Origin of the sequence: Pseudomonas frederiksbergensis (assembly GCF_035751725.1) — a bacterium.
Taxonomy (GTDB): Bacteria; Pseudomonadota; Gammaproteobacteria; order Pseudomonadales; family Pseudomonadaceae; genus Aquipseudomonas; species Aquipseudomonas frederiksbergensis_A.
This window is the reverse complement of record NZ_CP142104.1, coordinates 5,265,686-5,287,684: the sequence shown is the minus strand read 5'-3', so window position 1 is coordinate 5,287,684 and position 21,999 is coordinate 5,265,686. Positions and strand designations below refer to the sequence as shown.

Genomic DNA, 21,999 nt, shown 5'->3' with positions numbered 1-21,999 from the left:
GAGGAGTTGGTGATGAAAGTTCGTGCATCGGTGAAAAAGCTGTGCCGCAACTGCAAGATTATTCGCCGCGAAGGTGTTGTTCGGGTAATTTGCAGCGCGGAACCGCGTCACAAACAGCGCCAAGGCTGAGTGTGATTGTGCTTTAAGCCCGGCAGCTAGTGCGCTGCCGGGTTGATTATTTGTTATTACAGCGATATTATCTCGCGCCCTATTTCTTGGCTTCCGGGGCGTAGGTAGCTGTCAATTGGAGTCCCACTGAATGGCCCGTATTGCAGGCGTTAACATTCCAGATAACAAGCATACTGTTATCTCGCTGACCTACATCTATGGTGTTGGTCGCACTACTGCACAGAAAATTTGTGCAGAGACTGGGGTCAACCCAGCCGCAAAGATCAAGGATCTGAGCGACGAGCAAATTGAACAGCTGCGTGGCGAAGTGGCGAAGTTCACCACTGAAGGTGACCTGCGTCGCGAAATCAACATGAAAATCAAGCGCTTGATGGACCTCGGTTGCTATCGCGGTCTGCGTCATCGTCGTGGTCTTCCAGTACGCGGTCAGCGTACCAAGACCAACGCGCGTACCCGTAAAGGTCCGCGTAAGCCGATCCGCAAGTAATCGCCCCAGCGAATCGACAGGAATTTAATCATGGCAAAACCTGCTGCTCGTCCTCGTAAAAAAGTTAAAAAGACAGTGGTTGATGGCATCGCCCACATCCATGCTTCTTTTAACAACACCATCGTGACCATTACCGACCGTCAAGGTAACGCTCTTTCCTGGGCTACCTCCGGTGGTTCGGGTTTCCGCGGTTCCCGCAAGTCCACCCCGTTCGCTGCTCAAGTAGCTGCTGAGCGTGCTGGTCAAGCTGCGCTGGAATACGGCCTGAAAAACCTCGACGTCAACGTCAAAGGTCCAGGTCCAGGTCGTGAATCCGCAGTCCGCGCTTTGAACGGCTGTGGCTACAAGATCGCCAGCATCACCGACGTGACGCCAATCCCGCACAACGGGTGCCGTCCGCCGAAGAAGCGCCGCGTGTAATCCAGGAGATTGTAAAGAATGGCTCGTTACATTGGTCCAAAATGCAAACTCGCTCGTCGCGAAGGCACCGATCTCTTCCTGAAGAGCGGCGTGCGCGCGATCGAATCGAAGTGCAACATCGAAGCAGCACCTGGTATCCACGGCCAACGCCGCGGCCGCCAGTCCGACTACGGCACCCAACTGCGTGAAAAGCAGAAGGTCCGTCGTATCTACGGCGTTCTCGAGCGTCAGTTCAGCGGCTACTACAAAGAAGCTGCTGGCAAGAAAGGTGCAACCGGCGAAAACCTGTTGCAACTGCTCGAATGCCGCCTGGACAACGTCGTATACCGTATGGGTTTCGGTTCTACTCGTGCCGAATCCCGTCAGCTGGTATCGCACAAGTCGATCAGCGTTAACGGCCAGACCGTGAACGTTCCGTCCTACCAGGTTCGTGCTGGTGACGTGGTCGCTGTTCGCGAGAAAGCAAAGAACCAGCTTCGCATTGTCCAAGCTCTCGATCTGTGTGCCCAACGTGGCCGCGTAGAATGGGTAGAAGTAGACACTGAGAAGAAGTCGGGCGTTTTCAAGAACGTTCCAGCTCGCAGTGATCTGTCCGCCGACATCAACGAAAGCCTGATTGTCGAGCTCTACTCCAAGTAAGGGCTAGAAAATAGGTGCATCCATGCAGATTTCGGTAAATGAGTTCCTGACACCCCGCCATATTGATGTGCAGGTTGTCAGTCCAACCCGCGCCAAGATCACACTCGAGCCTCTCGAGCGTGGTTTCGGCCACACCCTGGGCAACGCGCTGCGCCGCATCCTGTTGTCCTCAATGCCCGGCTGTGCAGTAGTCGAGGCCGAGATTGACGGTGTGCTCCACGAGTACAGCGCCATCGAAGGTGTACAGGAAGACGTAATTGAAATCCTGTTGAACCTTAAAGGTCTGGCTATCAAGCTGCACGGTCGTGACGAAGTTACGCTGACCTTGTCGAAGAAGGGTTCGGGGGTGGTTACCGCTGCCGATATTCAGCTGGATCATGATGTCGAGATCGTTAACCCCGATCACGTAATCGCTAACCTGGCGTCTAACGGCGCCCTGAACATGAAGCTCACCGTAGCTCGTGGTCGTGGTTATGAACCGGCAGACTCGCGTCAGAGCGATGAAGACGAAAGCCGCAGCATCGGTCGCTTGCAGCTTGACTCTTCGTTCAGCCCGGTTCGCCGTATCGCATACGTGGTGGAAAACGCCCGTGTCGAACAGCGTACCAACCTGGACAAGCTGGTTATTGATCTGGAAACCAACGGTACCCTGGATCCTGAAGAGGCTATCCGCCGCGCTGCAACCATCCTGCAACAGCAGTTGGCTGCGTTCGTCGACCTCAAAGGGGACAGTGAGCCAGTGGTTGTCGAGCAGGAAGACGAGATCGATCCGATCCTGCTTCGCCCGGTTGACGATCTGGAACTGACTGTACGTTCGGCTAACTGCCTTAAGGCGGAAAACATCTACTACATCGGCGACCTGATTCAGCGTACCGAAGTAGAGCTGTTGAAGACTCCGAACCTTGGCAAGAAATCCTTGACTGAAATCAAGGACGTTCTGGCCTCCCGCGGTCTGTCCCTCGGCATGCGCCTCGACAACTGGCCGCCTGCAAGTCTTAAGAAGGACGACAAGGCGACTGCCTGATCGTCGTAATCACCGAACGTTGTGTTTGGTAAGGAATGAACCATGCGTCATCGTAAAAGTGGTCGTCACCTGAGCCGCACCAGCTCGCACCGCAAGGCCATGTTCCAAAACATGGCGGTGTCGCTGTTCGAGCACGAGCTGATCAAAACTACACTGCCGAAAGCCAAAGAACTGCGCCGCGTTGCTGAGCCGCTGATCACTCTGGCCAAGACAGACAGCCTGGCTAACCGCCGCCTGGCTTTCGACCGTACTCGTTCGAAAGCTATCGTTGGTAAGCTCTTCAACGACCTGGGCAAGCGTTACGCTACCCGTGAGGGTGGCTACCTGCGCATCCTCAAGTGCGGTTTCCGCGCTGGCGACAACGCGCCTATGGCGTACGTCGAGTTGGTTGATCGTGCTACTGCCGGCGAAGCTGTAAGCGCCGAGTAAGACGACAGTCTGTAACGAAGAACCGGGCCTAGTGCCCGGTTTTTTGTGCGCGTAGGAAAAGGGCTTATTCATACAAGCTTTGTGTGGGGCGCCAACGCCACTATATGAGGTTGGGTTCCTTGGTAGATAATTTCTATTGGTGCGCACAATTTAATAAATTTGTGACCGTCATGTAGTTGATCGATACTCCTCACCAGCCGATTAGCCGGCAGTCCGAAGACCGACCTAGGAAGAATTGAGCATGAGCCAGATCAAAACGCTTACGACCGCCAGTGGCGCTCCTGTCGCCGATAACCAGAACTCTCGCTCCGCAGGCCCTCGTGGCCCGTTGCTGCTCGATGATTTCCACCTGATCGAGAAGCTGGCTCATTTCAACCGTGAAAACATTCCCGAGCGTCGCGTGCACGCCAAAGGGTCGGGGGCCTACGGCACCTTTACCGTTACCCGGGACATCACCCAATACACCAGCGCCAAGCTGTTCGAGTCGATCGGCAAGCAAACCCCTACCTTCCTGCGGTTCTCCACCGTGGGCGGCGAGCGTGGTTCGGCCGACACTGAACGCGATCCGCGCGGCTTTGCCCTGAAGTTCTATACCGAGGAAGGCAACTGGGACATCGTCGGTAACAACACGCCGGTATTCTTCATCCGTGACCCGCTGAAGTTTCCAGACTTCATCCACACCCAGAAACGCCTGCCGCAAAGCAACCTGAAAAGCGCCCAGGCGATGTGGGATTTCTGGTCGCATTCGCCTGAAGCGCTTCACCAGGTCACCATTCTGTTTTCCGACCGCGGTATTCCTGATGGCTACCGTCATATGCACGGGTTCGGCAGCCACACCTACAGCCTGATCAATGCCCAAGGTGAACGTCATTGGGTGAAATGGCACTACAAGACCAAGCAAGGCATCAAGAATCTCGCGCCGGCCGAAGCCGCGCGCTTGGCGGGTATCGATCCGGATTACGCCCAGCGTGACTTGTTCGAGGCCATCGAGCGCGGTGACTTCCCGAAATGGAGCGTCTGCATCCAGATCATGAGCGAGGCCCAGGCCGCAGCCCATTACGAGAACCCGTTTGATGTAACCAAGACCTGGTCGCAGAAGGAATTCCCGCTGATCGAAGTCGGTGAGCTCGAACTCAATCGTAATCCCTTGAACTACTTTGCCGAAGTAGAGCAAGCGGCATTCGGGCCGAGCAACATGGTGCCGGGCGTAGGCCTTTCACCTGACCGCATGCTCCAAGGCCGGGTATTCGCGTACGCCGATGCGCACCGCTACCGCGTGGGGACCAATCACCAGCAACTGCCGGTGAATGCTCCGCGTAGCCCGGTCAACACCTACCAGCGCGACGGCGCCATGGCGTTTGGCAGCAACGGCGGCGCGGCTCCAAACTATGAGCCTAACAGCTACGTCGAGGCGCCGAAGCAAGCCCCGCGCTATGCGGAACCGGCCTTGCCCCTCAGCGGCGCGGCGGATCGTTATGATCATCGTGAAGACACTGATTACTACAGCCACGCAGGCGCGCTGTTCCGCTTGATGAATGATGAGCAGAAGGCGCTGTTGATCAGCAATATTGCCGGTGCAATGGCAGGTGTGTCGGCTGACGTGGTTGATCGTCAACTGCAGCACTTCTTCAAGGCAGACCCTGCTTACGGAGAAGGTATCGCAAGGGCGTTGGGCGTAGAGCTTAACTAAGTCTAAACGAGAAGCAGAACCGCCCTCAATTGGGCGGTTTTTGCGTTATTTAACCTGCTTTTCTTGGATTTTCCTCACTTTTGTTGCGCCCGGTGAGTGACCTTGCAGTCAGCTTGGTTCAAACTACAGCCTTTCAAAGCTTGTGGAGATGTAGGGCGATGCAAGGTCACCCAGACGTAATCGATTACCTCAACACGTTGCTGACCGGCGAACTGGCGGCCCGTGATCAATATTTCATCCATTCGCGGATGTACGAGGATTGGGGTTTTACCGAGCTCTACGAACGTATCAACCATGAGATGGAAGAAGAGGCCCAGCACGCCGATGCATTGATGCGCCGGATCCTGATGCTCGAAGGCACGCCACGCATGCGTCCGGACGACCTGGATATCGGCACCACGGTGCCCGACATGCTCGCTGCCGACTTGCGCTTGGAGTACAAGGTCCGCGCTGCGCTGTGTAAAGGGATTGAGCTGTGCGAACAACACAACGACTACGTAACCCGCGAAATCCTGCGCGTCCAGCTCAACGACACCGAAGAAGATCATACTTACTGGCTTGAAAAGCAGTTGGGTCTGATCAAGCTGATCGGGTTGGAGAATTACCTGCAGTCGCAGTTCTGATTCAGCGATTGTGGGAGCACTCGCTTCCACAGGAAAACAAAAAGCCCCTGGCTCGTTGAGATACCAGGGGCTTTTTCGTGCTTGGGGAAATCAGTCCCGATCACGCTCCAGCAGCGGCTTGAGATAATACCCAGTGTGGGACTGCTTCATCTCGGCCACTTGTTCCGGCGTCCCCACGGCAATGATCTGGCCACCCTTGGAACCGCCCTCCGGGCCCAGGTCCACCAGCCAGTCAGCGGTCTTGATCACGTCCAGGTTGTGCTCAATAACCACTACGGTGTTGCCGTGATCGCGCAGACGATGCAGCACATCGAGCAGTTGCTGGATATCGGCGAAGTGCAGACCGGTGGTCGGCTCGTCGAGGATATACAGGGTCTTGCCGGTATCGCGCTTGGACAGCTCGCGGGATAGCTTGACCCGCTGCGCCTCGCCACCGGACAAGGTCGTCGCCGACTGCCCGAGCTTGATGTACGAAAGGCCAACGTCCATCAATGTCTGGAGTTTACGTGCCAGCGCCGGTACCGCGTCGAAGAACACCCGGGCCTCTTCGATGGTCATCTCCAGGGTTTCGTGGATGTTCTTGCCCTTGTACTTGATCTCCAGCGTCTCGCGGTTGTAGCGCTTGCTCTTGCACACGTCGCATGGCACGTAGATGTCAGGCAGGAAGTGCATTTCCACCTTGATCAAGCCATCGCCCTGGCAGGCCTCGCAGCGCCCACCCTTGACGTTGAACGAGAAACGCCCTGGGCCGTAGCCCCGTGAACGGGACTCCGGCACGCCGGCGAACAGTTCTCGGATCGGGGTGAACAGCCCGGTATAAGTCGCCGGGTTGGAGCGCGGCGTGCGGCCAATCGGGCTCTGGTCGATGTCGACGACTTTGTCCAGGTGCTCCAGGCCCTTGATGCTGTCATGAGCGGCAGCTTCCAAGGTCGTGGCGCCGTTCAGGGCCGTGGCGCTGAGGGGGAACAGCGTGTTGTTGATCAGTGTCGACTTGCCGGAGCCGGACACACCGGTAACGCAGGTCAGCAGGCCGATCGGGATCTCCAGGTCGACGTTGCGCAGGTTGTTGCCGCGGGCGCCCTTGAGGGTCAGCGACAACTTTTTGTTGCGCGGCGTACGCTTGGCCGGGACCTTGATCTTCACCCGGCCCGACAGGTATTTGCCTGTCAGCGAGTCAGGATGCGCCATGACCTCGGCCGCTGTTCCCTGGGCGACGATATGGCCCCCATGCACGCCAGCGCCAGGACCGATGTCCACTACATAGTCGGCCAGGCGGATCGCGTCTTCATCGTGCTCGACCACGATGACCGTGTTGCCGATATCCCGCAGGTGTTTCAGCGTTCCGAGCAGCCGGTCATTGTCCCGTTGATGAAGGCCAATGGACGGCTCATCGAGGATGTACATGACGCCCACCAGGCCGGCGCCAATCTGGCTGGCGAGACGAATACGCTGGGCTTCGCCGCCGGACAGGGTGTCCGCGCTGCGGTCGAGTGTCAGGTAGTCCAGCCCAACGTTCACCAGGAACTGCAAGCGCTCGCGAATCTCCTTGAGGATCTTGTCGGCGATTTCGCCCCGGCGCCCCGTCAGTTTGATTCCCTCGAAGTAATCGGTGGCGTCGCCGATCGGCAGGCTGGTTACCGCCGGCAGGGTTTTCTCGCCGACCCACACGTGCCGCGCCTCACGGCGCAAGCGGGTGCCACGGCAATCCGGGCAGGGCTGGGTGCTGAGGAACTTGGCGAGTTCTTCGCGCACGCTGGCTGACTCGGTCTCGCGGTAACGCCGCTCCAGGTTGGGCACGATGCCTTCGAACGGGTGGGAGCGCTTGACGATATCGCCCCGGTCGTTCAGGTATTTGAAGTCGACGTTCTGCGAGCCGCTGCCGTGCAGGATGAACTTCTGCTGTTCGGCGGGCAGCTCGTTGAAGGGCTTGTCCAGGCTGAACTTATAGTGGGCCGCCAGCGAACCGAGCATCTGGAAATAGTAGACGTTACGCCTGTCCCAGCCTCGAATTGCGCCTTCGGCCAAGGTCAGTTCGCCATTGACCAGGCGCTTGGTGTCGAAGAACTGCTTGACCCCCAAGCCATCACAGGTCGGGCACGCGCCGGCCGGGTTGTTGAAGGAGAACAGCTTGGGCTCCAGCTCGCTGATGGCATGGCCACAGATCGGACAGGCGAAGCGCGCGGAGAAAATCATCTCTTCACCCGGTTCGTCGTCCATCGGCGCAACCAGGGCGATGCCGTCGGCCAGCTTCAGGGCTGTCTCGAACGATTCGGCCAGGCGCTGTTGCAAGTCGGCGCGGACCTTGAAGCGGTCCACCACCACATCGATCGAGTGCTTCTTCTGTTTATCCAGCTTCGGCAGTTCGTCCAGCTCGCACAGCTTGCCGTTGACCCGCGCACGTACGAAGCCTTGGGCGCGCAACTCTTCGAAGACCATCAAGTGCTCGCCCTTGCGCTCGCGGATGACCGGCGCCAGGAGCATCAGCTTGCTGCCTTCGGGCTGGGCCAGCACCAGGTCGACCATCTGGCTGACGGTCTGGGCTTCCAACGGAATGTCGTGGTCCGGGCAGCGAGGAATACCGACCCGCGCATATAGCAGGCGAAGGTAGTCGTAGATCTCGGTAATGGTGCCGACCGTCGACCTGGGGTTGTGGGAAGTCGATTTCTGCTCGATGGAGATCGCCGGCGACAGGCCTTCGATGGTGTCGACATCGGGTTTTTCCATCATCGACAGGAACTGCCGGGCGTAGGCCGACAGCGATTCGACATAGCGGCGCTGGCCTTCGGCGTACAGGGTGTCGAAGGCCAGGGATGATTTACCGGATCCGGACAGGCCGGTGATGACGATCAGCTTGTCCCGGGGCAGGGTCAGGTCGATGTTCTTCAGGTTGTGGGTACGGGCCCCACGAATCAGGATCTTGTCCAAAATGGCCTCGCTCGGCGGGCGTCGAAAACGTAGGAGTATACGGGTAAATACTGGATGGATACACACTATCAAGTGTCATGCATGAAGACTGCGCGGCAAACGGTCGCCATATACCCCCTCAATCGATGGGACTGGTAGAATCCCCGCCGGTTCACACGAGGTTTTTCCATGCACGATCCCCACAGCGAACGCATGAGTAGCGGCGAGACCCGCGCGGCAAGCGGCCTGGCCCTGGTGTTCGCCTTTCGCATGCTGGGCATGTTCATGGTGTTGCCGGTACTGGCGACCTATGGCATGGACCTGGCGGGCGCGACCCCGGCCCTCATCGGGTTGGCGATCGGCGCCTACGGCCTGACCCAGGCCATTTTCCAGATTCCCTTTGGCATTATTTCCGACCGTATCGGTCGCCGTCCGGTCATTTATCTTGGCCTCATCGTCTTCGCCCTCGGCAGCGTGCTCGCGGCGAATGCGGACTCGATCTGGGGCGTGATTGCCGGCCGGATCCTGCAAGGGGCGGGTGCGATTTCCGCCGCCGTCATGGCCCTGCTGTCAGACTTGACCCGCGAACAGCACCGGACAAAAGCCATGGCGATGATCGGCATGACGATTGGTCTGTCGTTCGCCGTCGCCATGGTCGTAGGACCGTTGTTGACGCGAGCCTTTGGCTTGTCAGGCCTGTTCCTGGCAACCGGTGCCATGGCATTGGTCGGTATCCTGATCGTTGCGGTCATCGTGCCGCGCTCCACGGGGCCTTTGCAGCACCGCGAATCCGGTGTGGCCCGCCAGGCGTTGGTGCCGACCCTCAAGCATCCTGACCTGCTGCGCCTGGACCTGGGCATCTTCGTGCTCCATGCCATGCTGATGTCCAGCTTCGTGGCCCTGCCACTGGCACTTGTGAAAAAGGCCGGCCTGCCCAAGGAGCAGCATTGGTGGGTGTACCTGACGGCACTGGTCATTTCGTTCTTCGCGATGATCCCGTTCATCATCTATGGTGAAAAGCGACGCAAAATGAAACGAGTTTTACTCGGCGCCGTCGTGACGCTCATGCTCACTGAGCTATTCTTCTGGCAGTTCGGCGACAGCCTACGGGCCTTGGTGATCGGCACTGTGGTGTTCTTCACCGCGTTCAACCTGCTGGAGGCATCGCTGCCGTCGTTGATCAGCAAGGTTTCACCGGCGGGCGGCAAGGGCACGGCGATGGGGGTTTATTCCACCAGCCAATTCCTGGGTTCGGCACTGGGCGGCATCCTCGGCGGCTGGTTGTTCCAGCACGGCGGTTTGTCGGTTGTGTTCCTGGGATGTGCCGCGCTGGCTGCACTTTGGTTGGCCTTTGCTGTTACCATGCGCGAACCTCCGTATGTGACGAGCCTGCGCTTGCCGTTGTCGCCCGAAGCCATCCGCGAAGCAGGCCTGGCCGAGCGCCTCAGGGCCGTCGTTGGAGTAACCGATGCAGTGGTGGTCGCCGACGAGGCGGCCGTGTATATCAAACTGGACACCGAATTATTGGATCGTGCGACGCTTGAGCGCCTGGTGAACAACCCGGCCCCGGCAGCGTGCGAAGCCTAGGAGAACGTTATGGCCCGTGGGGTTAACAAAGTCATATTGGTCGGTACTTGCGGCCAGGATCCAGAAGTTCGCTACCTGCCTAACGGCAACGCCGTGACCAACCTGAGCCTGGCGACCAGCGAACAATGGACCGACAAGCAAACCGGCCAGAAGGTCGAGAAGACCGAATGGCACCGCGTGTCGATGTTCGGCAAAGTGGCCGAGATTGCCGGCGAATACCTGCGCAAGGGTTCGCAGGTCTACATCGAAGGCAAGCTGCAGACTCGCGAGTGGGAAAAAGACGGCATCAAGCGCTACACCACCGAAATCGTGGTCGACATGCAAGGCACCATGCAATTGCTCGGCGGCCGTCCGCAAGGCGACCAGCAGCAAGGTGGCAACAACTACCAGCAGTCGGCTCCGCGTCAGCAAGCCCCTCGTCCGCAGTCGGCGCCACAGCCACAGCGCGAACGCCCGGCTCCGCAACAGGCCGCGCCGCAGCCGGCTCCGGATTTCGACAGCTTTGATGACGATATTCCGTTCTGATCTGCAGCTTTTTCAGAACGATAAATATGAGAAGCGAAGCCATTGATTTGGCTTCGCTTTTTTTTGCTTTCAGGTTTTTCGGAAAATTAGCCGGTTCTGAGTCTTTACCATTCGTAGTTGGAATGAGCGCGTCGTTCCGGGCAAGGAACCGGGTGAAGGCCTATCATTGTCGTTTCCAGCCTTCGTTGACATTTCACTCGTCTGGGCTGTGCATCACTTCGCTTGAAACTGCACTTGAGACCGTTGTGCGGAACTCTCGCCAGGCGAGCCCTTACGTCCGTTGAGCCTTCATGAGTTCCGAGGTGCAGGAGCCATCACTTCAGGGAAGGAGTACGGTATGACATTACTCATCGGTGGGCGTCGAGTTGCCAAACCTGACGACGAGCCAAAGGCCTCCTCCAGCATTGACCCGGGCGACTACGAAGAAGCTGCGCTGGCACAGCAATTGACTGAGGCTCTGCAGTCGAAGGGCATGCTGGAGCAGGCACATTTGGTGGTGGCGCTCGGCCTGTTTAGCGAGTACGTGCGTCAGCCGAAAGAAGAGAGTTTCACCTCGATAGAGGCGTTGGCGATCCATCTCCTCGAACGGCAGCAGGCGAAATCCCCTTTGACGCCTGATCATGAGGCTGTACCGGTTTTCGGCAAGGCCTTTGAAGCGTTGAGGAACGGCGGGACGTTGTCGCAGGTTGCGGTGGGCGGACAGAAACGAGTATTTCAGTTGGACGCTCACCCCGATATTTTCATGGCGGTTGCAAAAGACAGCAGCAAGGATCAGGAGGTAGCCCGTCAGGCAAGATTGATGAAAGATCTACCAGCGTCAGGGGTGCGGTCGCTGACGGTCTCGGAGGTCTTTGAGCATGATGGGAGAAAAGCGTTCTTCTCAAAAAAAGTGGAGGGGGCAGAAGGCGCAAGGATATTGAGTGGGGTCAGCACCATGCAGCAATTGACCTTGGCAAAGTCCACGCTGGTATCGGCCTTGAAGAAAAAAGGAGTCTTCACAGATTCCACCAAATTGGCCGTTACGGTCTCTGATTTGGAGGCCATCAGGGAATATGCAACCGAAAAGCCGTCTTTTACTTGGGATCTACAATGCATCGTCGAATCCACTACCGGGCATTTGATTATTCATGATCCTTCCAGAACCGATGGCCCATCAGCAGGCGCAGCGGCAGCTCAAAGAGAAGCTAAAGCGCTAAAAGATCTCGCAATGGTCGCTTCCGTGCTGAAAGAGCAGTTAGCGAAGCTGAGCGCAGTAAAGAAGTAATCAGTGCTCACCCATTAAAACCACGGCAGGTCCTATGAAAAAAACCGCGCTTCGGTCCCCGAGGCGCGGTTTTTTCCTGCTTGGTGGTTAAGGCCTACCGACAGCCAGCAACTGCTCGGTACTCACCACATTCGCATAGGCAAACCCCAGCGCCGACATGAACGCAGCGTGGACATGGGCAGCAGGGACGACGAGGCCGTTGAATTCCAGGTCGCGGCTGGCACAGGCGTCGTGCACCACCGTGACTTCGTAGCCCATGTCCGCCGCAGCGCGGGCAATGCCGTCGATGCACATGTGGCTCATGCTACCGACGACAACCAACCGCTCGATGCCGTGCTGTTGGAGGATCGCTTGCAGTTCGGTTTCGCGAAATGAATTGACGAAGTGCTTGAGCACCACTGGCTCATCGGCGTGGTTGAGTACCTTGGGGTGCAACTGTGCGCCTTTGGAGCCTGGGGTGAAGAAAGGCGCGTCGTCGGATGTGAATTCGTGGCGGATGTGCACCACGCTGTCGCCGGCCTGGCGAAAGGCTGCGATCAACCGGGCGGCGTTATCGGCGGCGGTGTCGGCACCGACCAGTGGCCATTTTCCCTGGGGGAAGTAGTCGTTCTGGATATCGACTACGATGAGCGCTTGCTTGGACATGAGGACTTCCTCGATCAGGTTGGGTAGGGCGCCAGTATTGGCGTTCACCGCCGGGTCGAGAATTGGCCGCAACGACAATAAGCGAGGGAAAACTGACAATGGCGCAGGAAAGGGCGTTCGTCGAACTCGGCGTGCTGATCTACCCCGGCGCGCAAATGGCCGCGGTGCACGGTTTGACCGATCTGTTCGCCGTGGCGGATGGCATCGCGGCGGAGCACGCCAGTGCGCAACTGCGGCGGCTGCGCGTGAGCCACTGGCAGACGGCGGGCGGTGAATTGCCGTCGCGGGTGTTTGCCAGTGATGCCGGTCCGGACCTGCCCTTGGTCGCGTTGCTGATCCCTCCATCGATTGCAGGCTTCAATGAAAACGTTGCCACGCCGCCGCTGATGGATTGGCTCCGGGCGCAGCACGCCAGCGGCACGGTTCTGGGCGGGGTTTGCGTCGGCTCGATCCTGCTGGCCGAAAGCGGTTTGCTGGACGGGCGCAGCGCGACGACCCACTGGACCTCGGCCAAGACCTTTGCGGCGCGCTATCCGAAGATCAAGCTCGACGCCGACAAACCCATGGTCGATGACGGCGACCTGATCACCACCGCCGGGCTCATGGCCTGGTCGGAGCTCGGGCTGCGGCTCGTGGACCGCTTGCTCGGGCCCAGCATCGCCACGCGCACCGCGCAATTTCTGGTGATCGAACACAGCGACAGCGCGAGCCAGTGCGGCAGTAATTTTGCGCCGATCCTCGGGCATGGCGATGGTGCGATCCTGAAGGTACAGCACTGGTTGCAACGCAGCGGCGCGGTGGATGTTTCCCTTGGCGCAATGGCCGAACAGGCAGGGCTGGAGGAGCGCACCTTCCTTCGCCGGTTTCGTGCGGCCACCGGCCTCAAGCCCACCGAATACTGCCAGCACCTGCGGGTTGGCAAGGCCCGGGAAATGCTGGAGTTCACCAATGGCACCATCGATCACATCGCCTGGACCGTCGGTTACCAGGATCCGTCGGCCTTTCGAGCGACTTTCAAGAAAATCACCGGGCTGGCGCCGAGTGACTATCGGGCCAGGTTTGGCGTAAGCCCTCAAAACGCCGGCAGAAGCTGAAACACGGGAAAAACCGGAGCTGGCGTCGTGCAATTTGCCGGGCAGCTGCTGGCAGTCGTGCAGAATGAAACAGGCCCGGTGCCACATCATCCGCTCATCCCCCCGTTTCCTCGACCGTTCGTCCCCCACCGAGCCGTTGGCCTGATCTCTGCAATCCTTATAGCTACGGTTATTGAGCGCAGTTGAAAGGACAACGCATGACCCAGATCCCTCGTGACAAATGTGTAGTGGCCCACTCGGTCAATCCCCAGGCACCGCTGCATGAAGTCGAGACCAACCGGGCACTGGCGCGCTGGTTGGCGAACATCCTTGGCCTGGAATACGGCGGCAGCTATGACAGCCACAAACACGCCGGGCGAGATTTGTACCTGCTGCCCACACAAACCCTGATCGGGCCGGAGGCTGCGTTGCGCCTGGGCGTCAAGGGACCGGATGACCTGTGGGGCGGTTACGTCGACCACGATTTCATCTGCACCAAGGCGATTGCCCATGGTCTGTTGAACAAGGACGCAGTCGCGCCGAAGGGCTGGTCACCGCTGTTCGCCAAGCTGACCCGGGGCGTCGTGCTCGACGGCGTCAGCGTGTTTTCGCTCAAGGATGCGCGCCAGGCCGCCGAGCATTTGCTGTACGCCGGGCCGATCCGCTTCAAGCCCATCCATGCTTGCGCCGGACGTGGCCAGCGGGTCATCCGGAGCGTCGCGCAATTCGATGAAATCGTCGCGGCTCCAGACGCCCAGGCATTGTTCAGCGAGGGCATCGTGCTGGAACAGAATCTCAGTGAGGTCAAGACCCAGAGCGTCGGCCAAAGCTTCATCAACGGCAAGGTCTTGAGCTACTGCGGCGTACAGCACCTGACCCGCGACAACGAAGGGGAAGAAGTCTACGGCGGTTCTGACCTGTTGGTGGCGCAAGGTGGCTACATCGAGCTTCTCGGCCTGGAATTGCCGGACGATGTGCGCGAAGCGGTGCGGCTGGCGCAGGTATTCGATGATGCCGCCAACCAGGCTTTCCCATCGTTCTTTGCGTCGCGGCGCAACTATGACATCGCCCAAGGGACGGACACCGGTGGCCAGCCTCGCGGCGGCGTGCTGGAGCAATCCTGGCGAATGGGCGGCGCCAGCAGCGCGGAGCTTGCCGCATTGCAGGTGTTTGTCGAGGACCCCTCGATCCGCGCGGTTCGGGTGTCCTCGATCGAGACTTACACCGACCAACCGCTGCCGCCGGGCGCCACGGAGGTTTATCGCGGCGCGGCGGAGAATGGTGATTTCCTACTCAAATACGTAACGGTCCAATCCTATGACGGCTAGAAGTGAAACAATCCAGATTGCGATTGATGATGAGCATATGAACGGGACCTTCCTCAGCCCCAAGTCGAAGGTTCCCGGCGTGTTGTTTGTCCACGGTTGGGGCGGCAGCCAGGAGCGTGATCTTGAACGGGCCAAGGGCATTGCCGGCCTGGGCTGCGTGTGCCTGACCTTCGATTTGCGCGGGCACACCGGGGGCGCAGGAATTCCCCTGTCACGGGTCACCCGCGAGGACAACCTGCGCGACCTGCTGGCGGCCTACGACCGGTTGCTCGCCCACCCGGCCCTCGACACCTCGGCGATTGCCGTGGTCGGCACCAGCTACGGTGGATATCTGGCCTCGATCCTGACCTCGTTGCGACCGGTGCGCTGGCTGGCCCTGCGGGTGCCGGCGCTGTACCGCGACGAGCAATGGCACACGCCCAAGCGCGATCTGGATAAAACCGATCTGCTGGATTATCGCAGCACCCTGGTCCACGCCAATACCAACCGCGCCTTGCACGCGTGCTCGCAGTTCACCGGCGATGTGCTGCTGGTGGAGTCCGAAACCGACGACCATGTGCCCCATGCCACCATCATGAGCTACCGCGCCGCCTGCCAGCAGACTCATTCGCTGACCCACCGGATCATCGACGGCGCCGACCATTCCCTGAGCGACCCCGTGTCACAACAGGCCTACACCTCGATCCTGGTGAGCTGGATCACGGAAATGGTGGTGGGCGAACGGTTGAGCATCATTCAGGAGCGGTAGACATGTGGCGTCCAGGCGGGCCTCTTCGGCGGATCGCTGGCGGAGCAAGCCCGCTCCCAGCCCAGGCCAGGCGCTACATCACTTGACTCCAGGCTTGACCCGCAGCGCCTTTGCCTTCGCCTCGATCACCAGGTACATCACCACCGTGATCAACAACGGCAAGATGAAATAGATCGCCCGGTAGGCAATCAATCCCGCGATCAGGCTGCCTCGCGATACCTCATGCTGCAACAGCGCGACGAACACCGCCTCCAGCACCCCGAGCCCGGCAGGAATGTGCGTGATGACCCCGGCGATGCTGCTGATCAACAGGACCCCGAGCACCACCGGGTATTCGAGCTTGCTCGGCAGCAACGTAAAGATCACCGCCGCCATCAACGACCAATTCAACGCACCCAGTGCCAGTTGCAGCACGGCCATGCGCAGGGAAGGCAGGTTGATTTCCATCCCGCGAACCGTCCAGGCCCGGCGCCTGGAGAAGCGGCAGGCCAGCAGGTAGCTGGCGCTTGCCAGCAACAACAGCACGCCCACGCCTTGCAGGGCATTGCTGCTCAGCTTCCAACCCGGCGGCATGGTCACCAGGCCGCTGCTGAAAACCACGCCGGCCAACGTCATATAACCGAACCAGTTGGTGGCGAGGCTTAGGCCAAGGATCTTGGCGATATTGCCTGTGCTCACCCCCAGCCGCGAATACAGCCTATAGCGCATGGCGATGCCACCGACCCAGGCGCTGAGGTTGAGATTGAAGGCATAGCTGATCACCCCCACCGGCAAGATCTGCCGCCAACCCAGTTTCTGTCGGATGTACGTACGGCCGATCAGGTCGAAGCAGGCGTAGGTAATAAAACTGGTGATGGTCAGCGCGGCCGCGATGACCAGCGTGCGCAGCTTGAAATCCGCCAGCGTCGTAAAGACTTCGGACCAGTCGATGCGCCGCGCCAACGCGGTGAACAGCACGATAAGCAGCAGGAAAAAGGCCAGGGTCAGCGGGCGTTTCCAGCGACTCCAGCGCGATTTTGGCTTGGTCTGTTCCGGCGCATGGGCGTCTCTCGGCGCGGTGTGCGCTTCAGAGTGGTTCATGGGGTTCGCTCCGGACCGCCGTCGGCGGTGAAAAAGGTTTCAGACGCGGTTTATGGGCCGGCAGCCATCCGGCCCAAGCCGGAAAATGACGCAGGAAGTGGAACACCATGAAACCGATGGTCATGCGCCAGAGCAGCCCACGCGGGGCATGGTTCTCCGGCATGACAGTGCAGTGATTGCGGCTCAAGTGATCGAGGCGCTCGAACAGTTCGCGGTTAAACCCGCGGTCGCGGATCAGCACGTTGGCTTCCAGGTTCAGCGACAGGCTCAACGGGTCGAGGTTGCTCGAACCGACGGTGCTCCAGTCCTCATCCACCAGGGCGACCTTGCCGTGCAGCGGTCGCTCGCAATATTCATAGATCGTCACGCCGGCCTTGAGCAGATAGTTGTAGAGCATCCGTGCCGCGAGCTTGGCGATCATCATGTCCGGTTGCCCTTGCAGGATCAGCCGCACCTCCACACCACGTCGCGCGGCATTACGGATCTCGCGCAACAACCGATAACCGGGGAAGAAATAGGCATTGGCAATTACCACCCGGCGCCGGGCGCTGCGCAGCACTTGCAGGTAGACCTCCTCGATGTCGGTTTGATGCTCGTGGTTATCGCGATAGACCAGGCGCACCTGGCCGTCATGGTCATTGAAGGCCAGCTCGGTGCGGCGGCTGCGGCGACGTTGCCACCAATACTTGGCCCGGGCCGGACGCCCGGTTTGCAGCAGCGCGAAGTGATGGATGTCCACCACCGCCGGGCCTTTGATTTCCACCGAATAATCCTGCTTGGCTTCGGGGCCGAAGTCGCCCAGGTGGTCAGCGGAAAAGTTAATCCCGCCGATGAATGCGATCACGCCATCCACCACCACGATCTTGCGGTGCAGGCGGCGGAACCAGTTGGTGCGGATGCCCAAGTGCCGCGGGGCCGGATCGAACATCTGCAGGCGTATCCCGGCATCGCTCAACGAGGCCAGGAAGTCGGTGGTCAGCTCGCCGCAACCGAACCCGTCGAGGTTGACGGTGATGCGTACGCCGCGCTTGGCCGCATCCACCAAGAGGTCCCGCAGTTCGAAGCCGACCTTGTCCTCGAACAGAATGAACGTCTCCAGGAGAATTTCTTCCTGGGCCCGGCGAATCGCCTCGAAAACCCGTGGGAAATATTCCTCGCCGTTTTCCAGGAGCGTGACGCGGTTATTGCCGTGCCAGCCGTATTCGATATCGGCCAGCGCCGGGTTGCGTTCGGTCGGCGGCACCTCGACTTTTTCCACCGTTGCCTTGTTCATCGTCGCGCTCATAATTCGATCTCCACCGACAGCGGTGCGTGGTCGGAAAGGTGCGACCAGGGCCGTACATTCAGGACTTGGGCGTGATGGGCCTTGAGGTTGCGCACATAGATGCGGTCCAGCCGCAGGATGGGCAGGCGTGCCGGAAAACTGCGGGCCGGTTTGCCCCACTGTTCGGCGAAAACTTCGCGCAAGCCGCAGGGCGCGAGCAAGTCATTGGCCTTGCCGCGCCAATCGTTGAAATCCCCCGCGACAATCACGGGGGCCTCGGGTGGCAGCTCGCCCAGGCGTTGGCAAAGCAACTTCAACTGTGCGACACGATGGCCTTCGCGCAGCCCCAGATGGACGCAAATCGCATGCACATCCCGCCCCCCATCGCCGTTCGGCAGGCGCAACACGCTGTGCAGCATGCCGCGGCTTTCATGGCCGCTGATGGACACGTCGAGGTTGTCGTGGCGGATGATCTGGAATTTCGACAGCAACGCGTTGCCATGGTCACCTGCGGGGTACACGGCGTTGCGCCCGTAGGCGAACTGCGGCCAGAGGGTGTCGGCGAGGAATTCATATTGCGGAATGCTCGGCCAGTTGCTGTAGCGCTGGGGATGGTGCTCATGGGCGCCATGCACTTCTTGCAGGAACACCACGTCGGCCGACACGCTGCGCACCGCTTCGCGCAGTTCCGGCAGGATGAAACGTCGGTTCAGCGCGGTGAAGCCTTTGTGCGTATTGACCGTCAGCACCGTGAATCGATTGACTTGATCGAGCAGCCGCTGCGCCGAATCCTGCAACGGCTCGCGGGTGGCTTCGCTCGATTCTGGCGTGCTCATGGCAACACTCCTTCTGCCGGGCGCACACCGGGAGCGGTGGCGAGATTCTTGTCCAGGTCGAAGCGCTCCAGCAGGTGACGCGCGTCGTAGGGCGCGCGGACTTTGATGTCGTTGTCGAAATAGCAGAACACTTCCCGGCTCTTGCGCGCCCGGGGCTTTTTTTTCGGATCGATCAACTGTGCGTCGCTCGGCTGTGTGCCGTGGCTCCAGGCCTCGATCCGGTCACCCCAGCGCTTGAGCGCTTCGTCGGTGTAGCCGCTGGCGTACAACTCTTCGGCACCGTGCAGGCGCAGGTAGACGAAGTCGCTGGTCACGTCCTCGCGATAGGGCCATTTCCCGGCAGTATCCGCGACCACAAGTGCGACGTCGTAGCGTTTGAGCAGGGCGACGAAGCGTGGGTCGATAAAGCTATCGTGGCGAATTTCCACGGCATGGCGCAGCGGGCGCTTTTTGTCCGTCTCGGTGCTGGCATGGCCGTCCAGGCGCGACTCGTGCTCCCGGGCCAATGCGGCGGCGGCCTGGGTATCGTGGGGCAATTGCTTGAGGAAATCTTCAAAGAGCTCGGGATCGAATTTGAAGCTGGGCGGAAACTGCCAGAGGATGGCGCCGAGTTTTTCCTTGAGCTCCAGCACCCCGGAAGCGAAGAAATTCGCCAACGGCTTGTGAATGTCGCGCAGGCGCTTGATGTGGGTGATGAAGCGCGGCGCCTTGACGCTGAACACGAAGTCCGGCGGTGTCTCGGCGTACCACTGGGCATACCGCTCGGGACGTTGCAGGGCGTAGAACGATCCATTGATCTCGATGCTGTTGACCGCTCGAGAGGCGAATTGCAGTTCCCGTTTCTGCGCCAGCCCCTTGGGGTAGAAGTCTCCCCGCCAAGGCGTGTAGCGCCAACCGGAAATGCCAATGTGGATCGCCGTCATGTATCCCTCCCGTGCCAATGACCTCGTACCGCCTGTGTCTTTTGATGACCGCCGGGCGGGCTGGAAAGTTTCGGTGGTCTTACCGGCGGAGGGAGCTGAGCGGATTCTGTGGCGAGGGAGTCCCCGCCGCGTCGCGCAGGGAACGGGTCTTGTGGCGAGGGGAAATCCCCTTGCCACAAGGTATTTGTATTGCCCTTGAGAGCGAACTTGCCGGCCTGATGTTGATCAGTTCCTTACCGACCCCCGTGAAGGAGCCCTGCGTCTTGTCTCGATTGAGCGCTGTATTGCTGCTGTTGCTGCTGGCCATGACCGGCACCAGCGCCTACGGGACCGCTGCGGTCCCCGGCATCTCCAAACCCGCCGAAGCCCCGGCCGAGCCTGAGCCGTTGGTGCAAGGCGGCTTGTTGGGGGCCATCAGTTCCAGCATCGACGATGTCCAGGACAAGCTCGACCTCGACCAGAGCCTGGTGGACGCCTGGCGCCTGCGGGCGGATCGGGCGGTGGACGAGGTGGATCGGCTGGTGGACCAGACCTCCCGTTCCTCTTGGCGCGTGGCGGGCGATTTCCTGTTGCTCTCCGGCGTGTGGCTGGGGACGTTTGCGCTGATATGGACCGGCGCGCGATTGCTGGTGCGCCGCTTGAGTCGGCGCCGCTGGCTACGCACTCGCCAGCGGGTGCTGGACCTGCTCGGCTACCTGCTGCCCTACACGTTGCCTGCCGTGGCGTGCCTGCCGCTGACCCTCTATGTCAGCCATTTCCTGCAAGTCTCGGTTGGCCGGGCCTTGGCGTTGTGTTTCGCCTACGCCACCAGCAGCGGCATCGTTTCCACCTCGGTGCTGCTCTGCGTGATCGTGATGTTCAATGGCGGCCACAAACGGCGAGCGGTGGCGATCCTCCGTCGATTCAGCCCGCGGCCGTTGTTCATGATCGGCTTCCTGGCCGCGCTCAGCGATGCCTTGACCAGCCCGCAGATCGCTCGGCAGCTGGGCGGCAATATCACCAGCAGCATCGCGGTCTTCACCGGGCTGTCGGCTTCGATGATCTTTGGCTGGCTGGTGATCCACATGCGCCGGCCGGTGGCCCACCTGATCCGCAATCGGCCGCTGGCCCAGCGTCTCAAGCAACCGGCGTTGCAGGAATCGCTGCGGATCTTTTCCGGTCTCTGGTACTGGCCGATCCTGCTGATGGTGCTGGTGTCGGCGGTGAGCCTGATCGGGGTCGGCGAGGACAACCAGAAAGCCCTGCGTTGTGCCTTGTTCACCACGATCCTGCTGATCGCGACGGTGTTTCTCAGCACCGTGTTCCAGCATGTCTTCAAGTCGCCCAAAGCCGAGGCCATCCAGCGCAACAGCGCCTACAAAGGGCGGCTGTTGAGCCTGTTGCACGCGTTGTTGCGCATCGTCATGGCGGTGGCGTTCATCGAGATCCTCGGGCGGATCTGGGGCGTGTCGCTGTTTGAGTTCGCCTCACGCAACGCCGTGGGACGGGCGATCAGCGACTCCCTCAGTCGCATCGGGCTGATTTTCCTGGTGACTTGGCTGACGTGGGTGGTGCTCGACACGGCGATCCAGGAAGCGCTGAAGCCACCACTCAACAAGCGCGGCGCCCGTGCGCCCAGCACACGGGTCAAGACCATCCTGCCGCTGCTGCGCAACGCGGCCAAAATAATCCTGGTGGTGATTTGCGCGATCACCACCATGGCCAACCTCGGCATCAACGTCGCGCCATTGCTCGCCGGTGCGGGCGTGGTGGGGCTGGCGATCGGTTTCGGTTCGCAGCAACTGGTGCAGGACGTGATCACCGGGCTGTTCATCATCATCGAGGACACGCTGTCTATCGGCGACTGGGTGGTGCTCAGTTCCGGCCACGCCGGCACCGTCGAAGGCCTGACCATCCGCACCCTGCGCCTGCGCGACGGCAAGGGTTTCGTGCATTCGGTGCCGTTCGGGCAAATCAAGGCCGTGACCAACCAATCCCGGCAATTCGCCTTTGCATTTTTCTCGGTGCAGTTCACCTACGACACCGACGTGGACCGCGCCATCGAACTGATCCGTGAAGCCGGCGATTCGATTTCCGAGGACCCGTTCCTCAAGTTCAACCTGCAAGGGCCGCTGGATGTATTCGGCGTGGACAAGATGGACCTCAACGGCGTGGTCCTCACCGCCCAGTTTCGCACGGTCTCGGGCGGGCAGTACGCCGTGAGCCGGGCGTTCAACCAGCGGTTGAAAAAGCTTGTGGATAACGAACCGTCGGTGCACTTCGCGCAGACTTATCCACAGCAGGTGGTATTGCCGAAGCGGTTGGATACGCAAGTCGAAAATTCAGCGCCTTCGACGCAGGCACCCTCGAAGCCTTCCGATCAGCCTGCCCGATAACCGTGG

At 60.0% G+C, this 21,999-nt stretch carries 21 protein-coding genes; 15 read left to right on the top strand and 6 right to left on the bottom strand.

All coding sequences use genetic code 11. The features are described 5' to 3' along the window. The first annotated feature begins 12 nt into the window (after positions 1-12). The 8 genes from rpmJ to bfr all read left to right on the top strand — a co-directional run bounded on the left by rpmJ (position 13) and on the right by bfr (position 5,441). Positions 13-129, top strand: a complete 117-nt coding sequence (gene rpmJ, locus VQ575_RS23740; RefSeq protein WP_002555468.1) for a 50S ribosomal protein L36 — start codon at positions 13-15, stop codon at positions 127-129. Between the two features lie 130 nt (positions 130-259). Then, on the top strand, positions 260-616 hold the full coding sequence (gene rpsM, locus VQ575_RS23735) for a 30S ribosomal protein S13 (RefSeq protein WP_009045849.1): 357 nt from the start codon (positions 260-262) through the stop codon (positions 614-616). Positions 617-646: 30 nt separating this feature from the next. Beyond that, complete coding sequence (gene rpsK, locus VQ575_RS23730; RefSeq protein ID WP_002555466.1) at positions 647-1,036, top strand: 30S ribosomal protein S11; 390 nt, start codon at positions 647-649, stop codon at positions 1,034-1,036. An 18-nt stretch (positions 1,037-1,054) separates the two neighbouring features. Beyond that, on the top strand, positions 1,055-1,675 hold the full coding sequence (gene rpsD / locus VQ575_RS23725) for a 30S ribosomal protein S4 (RefSeq protein ID WP_003176404.1): 621 nt from the start codon (positions 1,055-1,057) through the stop codon (positions 1,673-1,675). Positions 1,676-1,697: 22 nt separating this feature from the next. Further along, the gene (locus tag VQ575_RS23720) at positions 1,698-2,699 is read left to right on the top strand and encodes a DNA-directed RNA polymerase subunit alpha (RefSeq protein ID WP_003186012.1); all 1,002 of its coding nucleotides are present in this window, start codon (positions 1,698-1,700) and stop codon (positions 2,697-2,699) included. Positions 2,700-2,741: 42 nt separating this feature from the next. Next, positions 2,742-3,128 (top strand): 50S ribosomal protein L17, encoded by a 387-nt coding sequence (gene rplQ, locus VQ575_RS23715; protein ID WP_003176402.1) that lies wholly within the window; start codon positions 2,742-2,744, stop codon positions 3,126-3,128. Between the two features lie 241 nt (positions 3,129-3,369). Further along, on the top strand, positions 3,370-4,818 hold the full coding sequence (locus VQ575_RS23710) for a catalase (RefSeq protein ID WP_325918533.1): 1,449 nt from the start codon (positions 3,370-3,372) through the stop codon (positions 4,816-4,818). A 158-nt stretch (positions 4,819-4,976) separates the two neighbouring features. Then, positions 4,977-5,441 carry a bacterioferritin gene (gene bfr / locus VQ575_RS23705; RefSeq protein WP_024778335.1) on the top strand — a complete coding sequence of 155 codons (465 nt, stop codon included), beginning with the start codon at positions 4,977-4,979 and terminating at the stop codon, positions 5,439-5,441. A 90-nt stretch (positions 5,442-5,531) separates the two neighbouring features. Here the strand turns inward: bfr and uvrA are convergent, their stop codons facing one another. Then, positions 5,532-8,366: an excinuclease ABC subunit UvrA gene (uvrA, locus tag VQ575_RS23700; protein ID WP_039594462.1), complete on the bottom strand. Its 2,835-nt coding sequence runs from the start codon at positions 8,364-8,366 to the stop codon at positions 5,532-5,534. A 168-nt stretch (positions 8,367-8,534) separates the two neighbouring features. Between uvrA and VQ575_RS23695 the strand changes: the two genes are divergently transcribed. From VQ575_RS23695 to VQ575_RS23685, 3 genes are all read left to right on the top strand, one after another. Next, complete coding sequence (locus tag VQ575_RS23695; RefSeq protein ID WP_325918531.1) at positions 8,535-9,932, top strand: MFS transporter; 1,398 nt, start codon at positions 8,535-8,537, stop codon at positions 9,930-9,932. 9 nt (positions 9,933-9,941) lie between these two features. Beyond that, positions 9,942-10,457 carry a single-stranded DNA-binding protein gene (locus VQ575_RS23690; protein WP_024778338.1) on the top strand — a complete coding sequence of 172 codons (516 nt, stop codon included), beginning with the start codon at positions 9,942-9,944 and terminating at the stop codon, positions 10,455-10,457. A 337-nt stretch (positions 10,458-10,794) separates the two neighbouring features. Further along, positions 10,795-11,721, top strand: a complete 927-nt coding sequence (locus tag VQ575_RS23685) for a hypothetical protein (protein WP_325918530.1) — start codon at positions 10,795-10,797, stop codon at positions 11,719-11,721. An 87-nt stretch (positions 11,722-11,808) separates the two neighbouring features. Here the strand turns inward: VQ575_RS23685 and VQ575_RS23680 are convergent, their stop codons facing one another. Further along, positions 11,809-12,366: a cysteine hydrolase family protein gene (locus VQ575_RS23680; protein ID WP_045157075.1), complete on the bottom strand. Its 558-nt coding sequence runs from the start codon at positions 12,364-12,366 to the stop codon at positions 11,809-11,811. Between the two features lie 98 nt (positions 12,367-12,464). Between VQ575_RS23680 and VQ575_RS23675 the strand changes: the two genes are divergently transcribed. From VQ575_RS23675 to VQ575_RS23665, 3 genes are all read left to right on the top strand, one after another. Beyond that, the gene (locus VQ575_RS23675) at positions 12,465-13,460 is read left to right on the top strand and encodes a GlxA family transcriptional regulator (RefSeq protein ID WP_039594466.1); all 996 of its coding nucleotides are present in this window, start codon (positions 12,465-12,467) and stop codon (positions 13,458-13,460) included. A 197-nt stretch (positions 13,461-13,657) separates the two neighbouring features. Continuing rightward, a complete protein-coding gene (locus VQ575_RS23670) occupies positions 13,658-14,767 on the top strand; it encodes a DUF3182 family protein (protein ID WP_039594467.1) in 1,110 nt (369 codons plus the stop codon). After that, a complete protein-coding gene (locus VQ575_RS23665) occupies positions 14,757-15,515 on the top strand; it encodes an alpha/beta hydrolase family protein (RefSeq protein WP_039594468.1) in 759 nt (252 codons plus the stop codon). Before VQ575_RS23670 ends, VQ575_RS23665 begins: the two co-directional genes overlap by 11 nt. A 78-nt stretch (positions 15,516-15,593) precedes the next feature. Here VQ575_RS23665 and VQ575_RS23660 read toward each other — a convergent pair whose 3' ends face one another. The 4 genes from VQ575_RS23660 to VQ575_RS23645 are packed head-to-tail and all read right to left on the bottom strand — an operon-like array spanning position 15,594 to position 19,618. Next, on the bottom strand, positions 15,594-16,595 hold the full coding sequence (locus VQ575_RS23660) for a lysylphosphatidylglycerol synthase domain-containing protein (RefSeq protein WP_325918528.1): 1,002 nt from the start codon (positions 16,593-16,595) through the stop codon (positions 15,594-15,596). Then, complete coding sequence (clsB, locus tag VQ575_RS23655; protein WP_046510201.1) at positions 16,582-17,880, bottom strand: cardiolipin synthase ClsB; 1,299 nt, start codon at positions 17,878-17,880, stop codon at positions 16,582-16,584. Before clsB ends, VQ575_RS23660 begins: the two co-directional genes overlap by 14 nt. Next, the gene (locus tag VQ575_RS23650) at positions 17,877-18,695 is read right to left on the bottom strand and encodes an endonuclease/exonuclease/phosphatase family protein (RefSeq protein WP_045157080.1); all 819 of its coding nucleotides are present in this window, start codon (positions 18,693-18,695) and stop codon (positions 17,877-17,879) included. Before VQ575_RS23650 ends, clsB begins: the two co-directional genes overlap by 4 nt. Then, the gene (locus VQ575_RS23645; protein WP_039594471.1) at positions 18,692-19,618 is read right to left on the bottom strand and encodes a DUF72 domain-containing protein; all 927 of its coding nucleotides are present in this window, start codon (positions 19,616-19,618) and stop codon (positions 18,692-18,694) included. The genes VQ575_RS23650 and VQ575_RS23645 overlap by 4 nt, the downstream gene beginning before the upstream one ends. Before the next feature lie 263 nt (positions 19,619-19,881). Between VQ575_RS23645 and VQ575_RS23640 the strand changes: the two genes are divergently transcribed. Next, on the top strand, positions 19,882-21,993 hold the full coding sequence (locus VQ575_RS23640) for a mechanosensitive ion channel family protein (RefSeq protein WP_232916977.1): 2,112 nt from the start codon (positions 19,882-19,884) through the stop codon (positions 21,991-21,993). The last annotated feature ends 6 nt before the right edge of the window (positions 21,994-21,999 follow it).

Excerpts from the sequence above, each read along its gene's own strand:
- rpmJ (WP_002555468.1), top strand. The coding sequence starts at position 13 with ATGAAAGTTCGTGCATCGGTGAAAAAGCTGTGCCGCAACTGCAAGATT.
- rpsM (WP_009045849.1), top strand. The coding sequence starts at position 260 with ATGGCCCGTATTGCAGGCGTTAACATTCCAGATAACAAGCATACTGTT.
- rpsK (WP_002555466.1), top strand. The coding sequence starts at position 647 with ATGGCAAAACCTGCTGCTCGTCCTCGTAAAAAAGTTAAAAAGACAGTG.
- rpsD (WP_003176404.1), top strand. The coding sequence starts at position 1,055 with ATGGCTCGTTACATTGGTCCAAAATGCAAACTCGCTCGTCGCGAAGGC.
- VQ575_RS23720 (WP_003186012.1), top strand. The coding sequence starts at position 1,698 with ATGCAGATTTCGGTAAATGAGTTCCTGACACCCCGCCATATTGATGTG.
- rplQ (WP_003176402.1), top strand. The coding sequence starts at position 2,742 with ATGCGTCATCGTAAAAGTGGTCGTCACCTGAGCCGCACCAGCTCGCAC.
- VQ575_RS23710 (WP_325918533.1), top strand. The coding sequence starts at position 3,370 with ATGAGCCAGATCAAAACGCTTACGACCGCCAGTGGCGCTCCTGTCGCC.
- bfr (WP_024778335.1), top strand. The coding sequence starts at position 4,977 with ATGCAAGGTCACCCAGACGTAATCGATTACCTCAACACGTTGCTGACC.
- VQ575_RS23695 (WP_325918531.1), top strand. The coding sequence starts at position 8,535 with ATGCACGATCCCCACAGCGAACGCATGAGTAGCGGCGAGACCCGCGCG.
- VQ575_RS23690 (WP_024778338.1), top strand. The coding sequence starts at position 9,942 with ATGGCCCGTGGGGTTAACAAAGTCATATTGGTCGGTACTTGCGGCCAG.
- VQ575_RS23685 (WP_325918530.1), top strand. The coding sequence starts at position 10,795 with ATGACATTACTCATCGGTGGGCGTCGAGTTGCCAAACCTGACGACGAG.
- VQ575_RS23680 (WP_045157075.1), bottom strand. The coding sequence starts at position 12,366 with ATGTCCAAGCAAGCGCTCATCGTAGTCGATATCCAGAACGACTACTTC.
- VQ575_RS23675 (WP_039594466.1), top strand. The coding sequence starts at position 12,465 with ATGGCGCAGGAAAGGGCGTTCGTCGAACTCGGCGTGCTGATCTACCCC.
- VQ575_RS23670 (WP_039594467.1), top strand. The coding sequence starts at position 13,658 with ATGACCCAGATCCCTCGTGACAAATGTGTAGTGGCCCACTCGGTCAAT.
- VQ575_RS23665 (WP_039594468.1), top strand. The coding sequence starts at position 14,757 with ATGACGGCTAGAAGTGAAACAATCCAGATTGCGATTGATGATGAGCAT.
- VQ575_RS23660 (WP_325918528.1), bottom strand. The coding sequence starts at position 16,595 with ATGAACCACTCTGAAGCGCACACCGCGCCGAGAGACGCCCATGCGCCG.
- clsB (WP_046510201.1), bottom strand. The coding sequence starts at position 17,880 with ATGAGCGCGACGATGAACAAGGCAACGGTGGAAAAAGTCGAGGTGCCG.
- VQ575_RS23650 (WP_045157080.1), bottom strand. The coding sequence starts at position 18,695 with ATGAGCACGCCAGAATCGAGCGAAGCCACCCGCGAGCCGTTGCAGGAT.
- VQ575_RS23645 (WP_039594471.1), bottom strand. The coding sequence starts at position 19,618 with ATGACGGCGATCCACATTGGCATTTCCGGTTGGCGCTACACGCCTTGG.